13 protein-coding genes and 1 pseudogene are annotated in these 12,165 nt (G+C 67.7%); 7 read left to right on the top strand and 7 right to left on the bottom strand.

Annotated features, from left to right (window positions below; translation table 11 throughout):
• Nucleotides 1-38: 38 nt before the first annotated feature.
• The 7 genes and pseudogenes from IFE19_RS06870 to IFE19_RS17580 all read left to right on the top strand — a co-directional run bounded on the left by IFE19_RS06870 (nt 39) and on the right by IFE19_RS17580 (nt 5,908).
• Nucleotides 39-1,385: a peptidylprolyl isomerase gene (locus tag IFE19_RS06870; protein ID WP_225910436.1), complete on the top strand. Its 1,347-nt coding sequence runs from the start codon at nt 39-41 to the stop codon at nt 1,383-1,385.
• A complete protein-coding gene (pdxA, locus tag IFE19_RS06865) occupies nt 1,385-2,401 on the top strand; it encodes a 4-hydroxythreonine-4-phosphate dehydrogenase PdxA (protein WP_207826721.1) in 1,017 nt (338 codons plus the stop codon). Before IFE19_RS06870 ends, pdxA begins: the two co-directional genes overlap by 1 nt.
• 9 nt (nt 2,402-2,410) lie before the next feature.
• Nucleotides 2,411-3,232, top strand: coding sequence for a 16S rRNA (adenine(1518)-N(6)/adenine(1519)-N(6))-dimethyltransferase RsmA (gene rsmA, locus IFE19_RS06860; RefSeq protein WP_207826720.1), 822 nt, complete (start codon nt 2,411-2,413; stop codon nt 3,230-3,232).
• 14 nt (nt 3,233-3,246) lie between these two features.
• Entirely contained in the window at nt 3,247-3,666 is a 420-nt protein-coding gene (locus tag IFE19_RS06855; protein ID WP_207826719.1) for a hypothetical protein, read from the top strand.
• The gene (locus tag IFE19_RS06850) at nt 3,663-4,823 is read left to right on the top strand and encodes a pyridoxal phosphate-dependent aminotransferase (RefSeq protein ID WP_207826717.1); all 1,161 of its coding nucleotides are present in this window, start codon (nt 3,663-3,665) and stop codon (nt 4,821-4,823) included. Before IFE19_RS06855 ends, IFE19_RS06850 begins: the two co-directional genes overlap by 4 nt.
• Before the next feature lie 36 nt (nt 4,824-4,859).
• Nucleotides 4,860-5,177 (top strand): annotated as a pseudogene (locus tag IFE19_RS17585) (peptidoglycan-binding domain-containing protein); the annotation flags it as partial.
• A 536-nt stretch (nt 5,178-5,713) separates the two neighbouring features.
• The gene (locus IFE19_RS17580) at nt 5,714-5,908 is read left to right on the top strand and encodes a L,D-transpeptidase (protein WP_263972819.1); all 195 of its coding nucleotides are present in this window, start codon (nt 5,714-5,716) and stop codon (nt 5,906-5,908) included.
• A gap of 4 nt (nt 5,909-5,912) precedes the next feature.
• Here the strand turns inward: IFE19_RS17580 and gmk are convergent, their stop codons facing one another.
• From gmk to fabD, 7 genes are all read right to left on the bottom strand, one after another.
• The gene (gmk, locus tag IFE19_RS06840) at nt 5,913-6,554 is read right to left on the bottom strand and encodes a guanylate kinase (protein WP_207826715.1); all 642 of its coding nucleotides are present in this window, start codon (nt 6,552-6,554) and stop codon (nt 5,913-5,915) included.
• Nucleotides 6,544-7,428 (bottom strand): YicC/YloC family endoribonuclease, encoded by an 885-nt coding sequence (locus IFE19_RS06835; protein ID WP_207826713.1) that lies wholly within the window; start codon nt 7,426-7,428, stop codon nt 6,544-6,546. The genes gmk and IFE19_RS06835 overlap by 11 nt, the downstream gene beginning before the upstream one ends.
• Entirely contained in the window at nt 7,425-8,618 is a 1,194-nt protein-coding gene (gene mltG, locus IFE19_RS06830) for an endolytic transglycosylase MltG (protein ID WP_207826711.1), read from the bottom strand. Before mltG ends, IFE19_RS06835 begins: the two co-directional genes overlap by 4 nt.
• A gap of 1 nt (nt 8,619) precedes the next feature.
• On the bottom strand, nt 8,620-9,900 hold the full coding sequence (gene fabF / locus IFE19_RS06825) for a beta-ketoacyl-ACP synthase II (protein ID WP_207826709.1): 1,281 nt from the start codon (nt 9,898-9,900) through the stop codon (nt 8,620-8,622).
• A gap of 118 nt (nt 9,901-10,018) precedes the next feature.
• A complete protein-coding gene (locus IFE19_RS06820) occupies nt 10,019-10,258 on the bottom strand; it encodes an acyl carrier protein (protein ID WP_105564338.1) in 240 nt (79 codons plus the stop codon).
• Nucleotides 10,259-10,441: 183 nt separating this feature from the next.
• Complete coding sequence (fabG, locus tag IFE19_RS06815) at nt 10,442-11,182, bottom strand: 3-oxoacyl-[acyl-carrier-protein] reductase (protein WP_207826707.1); 741 nt, start codon at nt 11,180-11,182, stop codon at nt 10,442-10,444.
• Between the two features lie 19 nt (nt 11,183-11,201).
• A complete protein-coding gene (fabD, locus tag IFE19_RS06810; RefSeq protein ID WP_207826705.1) occupies nt 11,202-12,146 on the bottom strand; it encodes an ACP S-malonyltransferase in 945 nt (314 codons plus the stop codon).
• Nucleotides 12,147-12,165: the final 19 nt, after the last annotated feature.

The following is a 12,165-nucleotide window of genomic DNA, read 5'->3' as shown; positions in this document are numbered from 1 at the left end:
CAAGACCGCTTAGGGAATCAGGACTGAAGATGCGTTTGATGCGTTACACGACCGGCGTTGCAATGGCCGCGCTCATGGCCTGTACGGCTGTCGGACAGTCAGTGGCCCAGACGGCCCCGGCTCAGCCCGCTCCGGCTGCCGGCAATCTGAATCCCGCCGCTGAGGAAGCCCCGCAGCGCGTCGCAGCGGCCGCACCCCAATTCCGTATGGCGGACGGGATCATCGCCACCGTCAACGACCGCATCATCACCGGCTATGACCTGCGTCAGCGCATGCTGGTGCTGATGGCCATGACCCAGGTCCAGCCGACCGAAGAGAACATCGGCGCCATCCAGCAACAGGCGTTGAACGACCTCATCGAACAGCACCTGCAAGCGGCCGAAATCGCCAAGTTCGAGCAGCTCAAGATCAGCGACGCCGAAATCGATCAGGAAATCGCAGGCATGGCCCGTGAGGCCGGAGCCTCGCCGGAAAGCTACATGGCCTTCCTGGAACAGGGGGGCATTCGGCCTCAGCCCTTCCGGGAATTCCTGCGCACGGAGATCGGCTGGCGTGATCTGGTTGGCGGCCGTTTCCGTGATCGCGCCAAGGTGACCCGCGCCCAGGTCAACCAGGCGATGCGCCAGATGACGGAATCTGCGACCAAGCCCCAGTACTTGGTGGGCGAAATCTACATCGAAGCCAACCGCGTCGGCGGCATGCAGGAAGCCATGAACGGCGCCCGGCAACTGGTGCAGCAGATGATTCAGGGCGCGCCCTTCATGGCCGTGGCCCGTCAGTTTTCCGCAGCGCCGTCGGCTGCGCGCGGCGGCGATGCCGGCTGGGTGGTTCAGGGTTCGACCCAGCCCGCCCTGCAACAGGTCATGGAGACTCTCGAAGTCGGCCAGTTGTCAAATCCCATCCCCGTCGATGGCGGCGTCTACATCCTGTACATGCGCGACAAGCGTTCGGGCGCGGCCACCAGCTTGGTGCAGATGAAACAGGTCATGGTCGAATTGCCGGAAACCGCCAGTGAGGCTGATGTGGCCGCTGCGAGCCAGCGTCTGGAAACCATCCGCGCTGGCCTGACCTGCGATAACATCCTGGAACGCGCACGCACTGAGCAGGGTCTGCTGGGCGCGGATCTCGGTGAAAGCGATGTCGCCAATCTGCTGCCGCAGTTCCAACAGGTCGCGCGTTCGGCCGAGATCGGCTCGATCAGCAGCGTGGTGCGCAGCCCTCTCGGTGTTCACCTGCTAGCCGTCTGCGGCCGTCGCCTGGGCGGACCGGAAGCCCCCTCGGCCCAACAGGTCGAATCCCGCCTGCAAAATCAGAACTACGCCATGCTGGGCCGACGCTATCTGCGTGACCTGCGGGCGGACGCCCTGATCGAGATCAAGCAGTAATGACGATGCGGCCGCTCATCGTCACGATGGGCGACCCCGCCGGCGTGGGGCCGGAGATCATCGCGCGCGCCTGGCCCATCCTGGCTACGCAACCCGGTCCACTGGCCCCCGTCGTTCCCTTCGCCGTCATCGGCGACGCTGACGTCCTAACGGCCCAGGGCGCACCGGTCGAGCAGGTCTTCAGCCCCTCCGAAGCCGCCGCCGTCTTCGGTCGCGCCATCCCGGTCCTTCACGCCCCCGCCCCGGCGCCCGTGACGCCAGGACAGCCCGACCCGCGCAATGCTCCCGCCGTGGCCGACTGGATCGAGCGCGCCGTCGACCTGACCCTCTCTGGCGAGGCCTGCGGCATCGTGACGGCCCCCATCGCCAAGGCGCCCATGTACGCCTCGGGCTTCCGCTTTCCCGGCCACACCGAGTTCGTCGCCGAACTGACCGCCGACATGCCCTTCAACGGCACCCGCGGCCCGGTCATGATGCTGACGGCCAAGGATCTGCGCGCCTGCCTGGTCACCATTCATGTCGCCATTGATCAGCTTCCGGAACTGGTGACCGCAGAACGCGTCATGCGCGTCGCCCATGTCGTCCACGAATCCATGAAGCGCGATTTCGGCATTGCCGCCCCGCGCCTGGCCATGGCCGCCCTGAACCCCCATGCAGGCGAAGGCGGCTCGATCGGGCTTCAGGAAGTCGAGGTCCTGCGCCCCGCCGCCGCCGCCCTGCGCGCCGAAGGGATCGACATCACCGATCCGCTGCCCGCCGACACCCTGTTCCATGACGAGGCTAGAGCCCGCTATGATGCGACGGTCTGCCTCTATCACGATCAGGCCCTGATCCCCGTCAAGACGCTGGACTTCTGGGGCGGGGTCAACGCCACCCTCGGCCTGCCCATCGTCCGCACCTCGCCCGACCACGGCACAGGCTTCGACATCGCAGGCAAGGGGATCGCCCGCGCCGACAGCTTCATCGCCGCCGTGCGACTGGCTTCAGAGATGGCGGCGGCGCGCGCCACGCGCTAAGGCCTCCGTATGACGGACCTTCCCTCCCTTCGCGAAACGCTCGACGCCCACGGCCTGCTGGCCAAGAAGAGCTTCGGCCAGCATTTCCTGCTGGACCTCAATGTGACGCGCAAGATCGTCCGCTACGCCGGTCCCTTCGAGGGCCGGTCCGTGATCGAGGTCGGCCCCGGCCCCGGCGGCCTGACTCGCGCCATTCTGGAAAGCGACGCCGGCAAGGTGGTGCTGGTCGAGAAGGACCCCCGCTTCATCCCGTTGCTCAGCGAACTGGACGACGGCTCGGGCCGCCTGACCATCGTCGAGGGCGACGCCCTGAACGTACGCGAAGCCCAACTGGTCGAGGGCCCGGCCCATCTGGTGTCGAACCTGCCCTACAACGTCGGCACCCCCCTGCTGATCAAGTGGCTGACCGGCCCCTGGACGCCCTGCGCCCTGACCCTGATGTTCCAGAAGGAGGTGGCCGAGCGCGTCGTGGCCGCCCCCGGCGACGACGCCTATGGCCGCCTGGCCGTCATCACCCAGGCCGTGGCCGAGGCGCGCATCGTCATGCACCTGCCCGCCGCCGCCTTCACCCCCCCGCCCAAGGTGGCCTCTGCGGTTGTCCACGTCGTGCCGAAGGCCGAACGCCCCTCGCCCGAGCGGCTGAAGAAGCTGGAACGCGTCACCGCCGCCGCCTTCGGCCAGCGCCGCAAGATGCTGCGCTCCAGCCTGAAACAGCTCGGCGGCGCCGCCCTGTGCGAGGCCGCCGGCATCGAACCCGACGCCCGCGCCGAAGTCATCGACATCGCCGGCTTCCTGCGCCTGGCCGATGCCCTGGCACCCACTAAGCCGTGAAGCGATCCCCATCGTTGGGAGCTGGCATTCAGATCGCATCCTTCGTGCTGGTCATGATGGCGGTCGGCCTCCAACTTCTGGCAGAGTACGTTTTCTATGGAATGGGGTCGGGCTTCTCACGCGCAAGCAGCAGCTTCTCCATATGGCCTGTCATCCTTGCGCCGTCATTGGCGGTCGCCTTTCTCGGCTCCTTGCCTCAGGGGCGCAGGGCTGCGGTTCGCAGCCTCGGCTACGCCTTGGTTTGCCACACCCTCGCTGCGGCCTACATCTGGCTTTGCCTTTCCACGCCCTATGATGATTGGGTAGGCAACCCGGACTTCTGGCTGGATCAGAACCCCCGTATCGCGGGCGGTCTGCTTGCGGCTGGCGGCGCCGCCCTATTCCTGTTCTTGATCGCTACCGGACGTCTTCCGGGGAAGATTGCACGACGATGACCGCAGTAACCATTGACCCCTTCCGCGCCATTAGCGTCAGCCGTCTGGCCCATGAACTGAAGGCCCAGGGCCGCTCCATCATCCACATGGAGTTCGGCCAGCCCTCGACCGGCGCGCCCGCCGCCGCCATCGCCCAGGCCCACCGCATTCTGGACAGCGAGCCCGGCGGCTACTGGGAAAGCCCTTCCTTACGCGCCCGCATCGCCAAGCTGTACGACGACCGTTACGGCGTAAGCGTCGATCCCGAGCGGGTGGTCATGACGGCGGGCGCATCCCCCGCCCTGGTGCTGGCGCTGATGATGCGTTTCCAGCCTGGCGACCGGGTGGCCATCGCCCGTCCCGGCTACGTCGCCTATCGCAACACGCTGAAGGCCCTGCACATGGAGCCGGTCGAGATCGACTGCGGCCCCGAGGTGCGCTTCCAGCTGACCGCCGAGGCCCTGCGCGCGCTGGACCCGGCCCCCGCCGGCGTCATCATCGCCAGCCCCGCCAACCCGACCGGCACCATCATCCCCGAGGCCGAGCTGAAGGCCATCGCCGAGGTCTGCCGCGAGCGGAACATCTCGGTCATCTCGGACGAGATCTACCACGGCCTGTCCTATGTCGGCCCGACCCCGTCGATGCTGCAGTTCGAGCCGAACGCATTGATCGTCAACAGCTTCTCCAAATACTGGAGCATGGCGGGCTGGCGTCTGGGCTGGCTGATCCTGCCCGAGGCCGAGGTGCCCCAGGCCCGCGCCCGCGTCGGCAACATGTTCCTGACCCCCGCCACTCTCAGCCAGCACGCCGGCCTGATCGCCATGGACGAGGAGGAGGAGCTGGAGGCCAACATCGACGTCTATCGCGCCAACCGCGCCTTGATGCTCGACGCCCTGCCCGCCATGGGCCTGCGCTCCATCGCCCCGCCGGACGGCGCCTTCTACATCTACGCCGACATCGGCCATCTGACCGACGACAGCATCGGTTTCTGCGAGGCCCTGCTGCGCGAAACCGGCGTGGCAACGGCGCCCGGCGTCGACTTCGACCCTGTCAACGGCCACCGCTTCATCCGCTTCAGCTTCGCCGTCTCGACAGCGCAGGTTGAGGACGCGCTCAACCGCGTGAAGCCCTTCTTCGCGGCGCGAACGGCGGCTTCCGAGGAACGCCTCAGCGCCTAGGGACGTTCGACAAGCCCCGAAACCTTCGGAGCTTTCATGCTGAAATCGCGTCTCGTCGCCTCCGCCGCCCTGCCCTTCGCCCTGGTCGCCCTGACCGCCTGCGGATCACCCGCCGAGACGCCAAAGCCCGAACAGCCCGCCGCTGCCTCGACGGTTCCCGCCCTGTCGCGAGAGGCCATAGAGGCGGCGGTGTTCGAGGCCGCCCCTCCGCCCGCTGCGAACGGCGCAACTACGCCTGCCGCGCCCGATCCCGCCATCGCCCGCGCGCAGATCCTGCTGGACCGCGCCAACTTCTCGCCGGGCGTGATCGACGGTCTGGGCGGCGACAACACGCGTCAGGCCATCGCCGCCTTCGAGAAGGCCGCCGGCCTGCCTGAGGACGGCGTTCTGGACGCCGAGGTCTTCCGCCGCCTGACCGCAGGCGACAACGGCAAGGTGCTGGCCGACTACGTCATCACCGCCGCCGACCTGACCGGCCCCTTCATTGGTCAGGTCCCGTCCGACCTGCAGGCCATGTCCAAGCTGGCGACCGTCGGCTACGCCACGCCGCTGGAAGCCTTCGCCGAGAAGTTTCACATGACCGAGGGCCTGCTGCGCGTCCTCAACCCCGGCGTCGATTTCGGCAAGGCGGGCCAGACCATCGTCGTCGCCGCCGTCGCCCAGACGGACCTGACCGCCGACGTGGCCCGGATCGTGGTGGACAAGACCGAACGCTCGGTCCGCGCCTATGACGCCGACGACAAACTGCTGGCCTTTTATCCGGCCACCATCGGCAGTTCGGCCCGACCCGCGCCCTCGGGCGACCTGAGCGTGGTCGGCGTCGCGCCCGAACCCAACTACACCTACGACCCCGACCGGGTAGCTACGACCGGGGGGACCGCAAGGTCATCGTGCCGCCGGGGCCGAACAATCCGGTCGGTTCGGTGTGGATCGACCTGTCGCGCGACACCTATGGCATCCACGGCACGCCGGACCCGTCCAAGGTCGGCAAGACCTTCTCCAGCGGCTGTGTCCGCCTGACCAACTGGGACGCCGAGCAACTGGCGTCGCGGGTCAAGCCGGGCGTGCGGGTGGTCTTCCGCTAGGCGATCAGACCACTTCCTTCATCAGGGCGCTCTTGTAGGCGTCGACCCACAGGTTGCGATGACGACGGCTGCGCTCGGCGTGATAGATGTGGGCCAGCTCAGCGTAGGAACGGTCGAAGTCCTCGTTGACCAGGACGTAGTCGAACTCGTCGCAGTGCTCGATCTCGCCCTTGGCGTTGGCGACGCGGCGCTCGATCACGTCCTCGGCGTCCTGCGAGCGCGTCACCAGACGGCGGCGCAGCTCTTCCAGGCTGGGCGGCAGGACGAAGACGCGGACGGCGTCGCCAGGGCATTTCTCGGCCACGTCGCGGGCGCCTTGCCAGTCAATGTCGAACAGGACGTCGCGGCCCTCGGCCAGGGCCCGGTCCACGGGCGCGCGCGGCGAGCCGTAGCGGTTGCCGTGCACGTCGGCCCACTCCAGGAAGGCGTCGGCGTCGATCAGACGCTGGAATTCCTCATGGGTGACGAAGTGATAGTCGCGGCCGTCGACCTCGCCGGGGCGGATGCCGCGCGTGGTCATCGACACCGACAGCTCCAGCCCCTTGTGGTCGGCCATCAGGCGGCGGCACAGCGAGGTTTTCCCGGCCCCCGACGGACTGGCCACGATCAGCAGGACGCCACGGCGGGGGGTGCGGTTATTCGACATTCTGAACTTGTTCTCGAAGCTGCTCGATGACGGCCTTCAGTTCGAGGCCGATTCCGGTGAGCGGCGTGGTAGCGGATTTCGAGCAGAGCGTGTTCGCTTCGCGCATGAATTCCTGCATCAGGAAGTCGAGTTTTCGCCCGGCGGGGGGTTGCTGCAACAGTGTGCGGGCCGAGGCGACGTGCGCGCTCAGGCGATCCAGCTCCTCGCGCACGTCTGCCTTGGTGGCGAGAGCCGCGGCTTCGAGGAAGATTCGCTCGTCCAGACCCGGCGCGTCGGGGGCCAGTTCGCTGATCCGGCGGGTGAAGCGTTCGCGGATCGCCTCGGTCTGGCTGGAAGCCTCCAGCTCGGCGCGCGCCGTCAGGGCCTCGATGGTCCCGACGAAGTCGTGGATGACCGGGGTCAACTGCTCGCCCTCGCGCTGACGCGACAGCTTCAGGGCGTCCAGCGCCTGTTCGATGGTGGCTGTGATGGCGGCCTCGACGGCGGCGTGGGCCTCAGGGTCCTCGACCTCTTCGGCCGCCTCGATGACGCCGCGCAGGGAAAGAAGGCCGTCGGCCGAGGGCGGGGTCGCCCCCTCCTCCGCCAACTGGTTCGCCAGCTTCAGATAGGTCGCCAGAACGGCCTCGTTGACGCGCGGCGCGGGCTCGCCGCCCTCGGCCCGCTTGGCCTGAACGCCCAGCGTCACCTGTCCGCGATTCAGACGCGCCTGCGCCGCCGCCTTTGCCAGTCGTTCCAGGTTCTCGAAGGTTCCCGGACCGCGATAGCGGACCTCCAGCGAGCGTCCGTTGACCGAGCGCGCCTCGACCGTCCAGGTCCAGCCGTCCAGCGCCCCGTCGGCTCGACCGAAGCCGGTCATGCCCGAAATCGTGCTCATTGCGGGACCGCCGCGGGAACCGAGATCACCTTGGCGCCCGGCGGAATGACCACGGGCGCAGCCGCCGGCTCGCCCATCGGCGTCGGCGCGGCGCCGGGAACCGAGGCGGCCTGGCCCGGCGGCAAGCCCGCCTTACGGCGCTCGATCTCGCGCCAGCGCGCCACGTTCAACAGGTGCTCGGGATAGGTGCGGGCGAAGACGTGGCCGCCCGTGCCGTCGGCGACGAAGAAGACGTATTCCGAACGCGGCGGGTTCAGCACGGCCTTCAGCGCCTCTTCGCCGGGGTTGGCGATGGGCGTCGGCGGCAGACCGTCGATCAGATAGGTGTTCCACGGCGTCTGGGCGCGCAGTTCCGAGGCGCGGATGCCGCGTCCCAGCGGACGGCCCTTGGTCACGCCATAGACGATGGTCGGATCGCTCTCCAGCCGCATCCCCAACCGCAGACGGTTGGTGAAGACCGCCGCCACCTCGGGTCGTTCCGAGGCCAGGCCCGTCTCCTTCTCGACGATGGAAGCCAGAACAAGAGCTTCTTCCGGCGTCGTGACGATGCTGGCAGGCGAGCGCGTCGGCCACAGGGCGTCCAGCTTGGTCTTGGCGGCGCGCTGCATGCGGGCAATGACCGAGGCGCGTGTCTCGCCGCGCGAAACCTCATAGGTGTCGGGCCACAGGCTGCCCTCGGCGGGCACCTCGACCTCGCCGGTCAGGACCGGCTGCTTCATCAGGATATCGACCGCCTGGGCGCTGGACCAGCCTTCCGGAAGGGTCACGTAGTGGCGCACCGCCTTGCCGTCGACCAGCAGGCCCACCACCGTCGCCAGAGAGGCGCCCGACGGCACCTCATACTCGCCCGCGCGGATCTTGCGGTCGGCGCCGCTCAGGCTGACGGCGGCGCGGAACAGGTCGGTCGAGCGGATCACGCCCGCCGACTTCAGGCTCGCCGCGATGGCCGGAACGCCCGCGCCTGACGGCAGGGTGACCACGGTGGCGTCGCCCTCTTTCGCTGACGGGCCCGGTCCCCAGTAGACGACCCACAGGCCGATCAGGGCGGCCAGGACAAAGACGCCCAGCGTCCCGGCAGCGGTGATCAGGCCGACGCCCAGGCTGGATTTAGGTGCTCCGCCGCCCCGTTTCGGCACGCGGTTCTTGGGAATGCGAACCTTGGGGGTGCGACGCGACGGAGCCTTGGCCAAATCAGTCGACCTTCTTGAAGATCACGGCCGCATTGGTGCCGCCGAAGCCGAAGCTGTTGGACATGGCGACATCGATCTTCATCGGCTTGCCCTTGTGTGGGACCAGATCGATGACCGTCTCGTGCTCGGGATCGTCCAGGTTGATGGTCGGCGGGGCGATCTGATCGCGGATGGCCAGGACCGAGAAGATGCTCTCGATGGCGCCGGCGGCGCCCAGCAGGTGGCCAGTCATCGACTTGGTCGAGGACACGGCCACGTCCTTGGCGTGGTCCCCGACCAGACGCTCGATGGCCTTCAGCTCGATCCAGTCGGCCATGGTCGAGGTGCCGTGGGCGTTGACGTAGTCCAGGTCCGACGGCTCCATCCCGGCGCGCTTCAGCGCCATCTTCATGGCCCGCAGACCGCCGTCGCCGTCTTCCGACGGGGCGGTGATGTGATAGGCGTCGCCGCTCATGCCGTAGCCGACGACCTCGGCGTAGATCTTGGCGCCGCGCGCCTTGGCGTGTTCGTACTCTTCCAGCACCATGACGCCCGCACCCTCGCCCATGATGAAGCCGGCGTGGCCGCGGTCATAGGGGCGCGAGGCCTTCTCGGGCGTGTCGTTATAGGCGGTGCACAGGGCCTTGCAGGCCAGGAAGCCCGCGATGCCGATCGGCACGACCGAGCTTTCGGCGCCGCCCGCCACCATGACCTCGGCGTCGCCCAGGGCGATCATCCGGGCCGCGTCGCCGATGGCGTGGGCGCCGGTGGCGCAGGCGGTGACGACCGAGTGGTTCGGGCCCTTCAGGCCGTGACGGATCGAGATCTGACCCGAGGCTAGGTTGATCAGGGCCGAAGGGATGAAGAAGGGGCTGACCCGGCGCGGCCCCTGTTCCTTCAGCACAATGGCCGTGTCGGCGATGGGGCCCAGGCCGCCAATGCCGGAGCCGACCATGACGCCGGTCGCCTCCTTGTCGTCCTCGGTCTCAGGCTTCCAGTTGGCGTCAGCCAGAGCCTCGTCGGCGGCGGCGATGGCGTACAGGATGAAGTCGTCGACGCGCTTGCGGTCCTTGGCCGACATCACCTGGTCAGGGTCAAAGACGCCCGGCTGGTCCGGCGCGCCACGCCCACGCCCGTCCACGGACGGCACTTCGCCGGCGATGGTGCAGCCATAGCCCTCGGTGTCGAAGGCGGTGATCGGACCAATGCCCGAGCGGCCCTCGACGATGCCCTGCCAGACATGCTCCACGCCCGAACCGAGCGGAGTGACAAGGCCGAGGCCCGTGATGACGACGCGGCGCATGGTTCGCGCTCCTTGGACTGCAGAATCGTGACCGAAAACAATAATGGCCGCCGGACGGTCCCGCTAGGGGCCCGCCACGGCGGCCATCATTTAGGAAGTGCGACGGATCGCAGCTGAATTAACCAGCCAGCTTCTCGTCGATGAACTTCACAGCGTCGCCGACGGTCTGGATGTGCTCAGCGGCGTCATCCGGGATCTCGACGTCGAATTCTTCTTCGAAGGCCATGACCAGCTCGACGTTGTCGAGCGAGTCAGCGCCCAGGTCGTCGATGAAGGAAGCCTTTTCCGTGACCTTGTCCGGATCGGCGTCCAGGTGGTCGATAACGATCTTGCGGACGCGTTCGAGGGTGTCGGACATGAGTGTCTCTCTGCCTGTTTGTTGGTCGCCGTGAAGGCGGGGTCTCAGTGTTCGCCGTGTCACGGCAGCCCCTTGGAAGCAAGACCCGAAGGGACTCACCACCGCGAAGCGTTCCCGCCCTTTAGCACAGCCATCGGGGCGGGAAATAGATTGTTGCGCGTCGTGATCGCGACGCGCAACGCCTTAGATCATCGCCATGCCGCCGTTCACGTGCAGGGTCTGGCCCGTCACATAGGCGGCTTCGTCCGACGACAGATAGACGGCGGCGGCGGCGATTTCGTCGCCCGTGCCCAGACGGCCCGACGGAATCTTGGTCAGGATGGCCTCGCGCTGCTGGTCGTTCAGCACGTCGGTCATCGGCGAGGCGATGAAGCCCGGCGCGATGCAATTCACCGTGATCCCGCGCGAGCCGACTTCCTGAGCCAGCGACTTGGAGAAGCCGATCATGCCAGCCTTGGACGCCGAATAGTTGGTCTGGCCGGGGTTGCCGGTCACGCCGACCACCGAGGTCACGCCGATGATGCGGCCCGAACGGCGCTTCATCATCCCCTTCACCGCGGCGCGGGTCAGGCGGAAATAGGACTCCAGGTTGATCTGGATGACGGACTGGAAGTCCTCGTCCTTCATCCGCATCAGCAGGCCGTCCTTGGTGATGCCCGCATTGGCGACCAGGATGTCCAGCGGACCGCCGGCGGCGGCTTCAGCCGCAGCGACCAGATTGTCGACCGACTCGGGGTCCGACAGGTTGGCGGTGGCGAAGTGAGCGCGCTCGCCCAGTTCCTTGGCCAGATCAGCCAGCACCGCTTCACGCGTGCCCGACAGCACCACCGTCGCGCCCTGGGCGTGCAGCGAACGCGCGATGGCCCCGCCGATGCCGCCGGTCGCGCCGGTCACCAGGGCGATCTTTCCCGAAAGATTGAACATTGTTTCTATCCCTATGAAATCAGAGCGACTTCGCGAACGCTTCGAGGTCTTCCGGCGTGTTCAGCGCCAGGCTCTCGGCGTCGGGCGCGATGCGCTTGGCCATGCCGGTCAGGACCTTGCCCGAGCCGATCTCAGCGAAGCGGGTCACGCCGCCTTCCGTGGCCATCCACTCCATGCTCTCGCGCCAGCGCACGCGGCCCGTGACCTGCTCGACCAGCAGGCGGCGGATGACCTCGGCGTCCGTTTCCGGGCGGGCGGTGACGTTGGCGACCACCGGTACGGCCGGAGCCACGATCTTCGCATCCGCCAGAGCCGCAGCCATTTCATCGGCGGCGGGCTGCATCAGCGGGCAGTGGAAGGGCGCCGAGACGTTCAACGGGATCGCCCGCGCGCCCAGTTCCTTGGCCTTCTCGATGGCGCGGTCCACGGCGGCCTTGTCGCCCGAAATGACGACGTTGCCGTTGTTGTTGTCGTTGGCGACGACGCAGACGCCGACTTCCGAACCGGCCTTGGCCGCTTCTTCCGCCAGAGCCAGATCGGTCTTGGGCCCGATCAGCGAGGCCATCGCCCCCTTGCCCACCGGCACGGCGCGCTGCATGGCCTGACCGCGCAGTCTCAGCAGGCGGGCGGTGTCCGACAGGCTGATCGCCCCGACGGCGGCCAGAGCCGAATATTCGCCCAGCGAGTGACCGGCGACGAAGCCGGCCTTGGTCACGTCCACGCCGAACTCGACCTTCAGCACCCGCGCCGCTGCGGCGGACACCGCCATCAGGGCCGGCTGAGCGTTCTCGGTCAGGGTCAGCTGGTCTTCCGGGCCTTCACGCATCAGGTCGAACAGCTTCTGGTTCAGCGCGTCGTCGACCTCGGCGAAGACGTCGCGTGCGCTGGCGAAGGCGTCCGCCAGGGCAGCGCCCATGCCGACGCTCTGGCTGCCCTGACCGGGGAAGAGAAGCGCGAGGGTCATAGAGGAACGATCCGTGGTC

Source organism: Brevundimonas pondensis, from assembly GCF_017487345.1.
Taxonomy (GTDB): domain Bacteria; phylum Pseudomonadota; class Alphaproteobacteria; order Caulobacterales; family Caulobacteraceae; genus Brevundimonas; species Brevundimonas pondensis.
The sequence above is the reverse complement of the archived record's forward strand: the minus strand, read 5'-3'. Positions and strand labels throughout refer to the sequence as shown.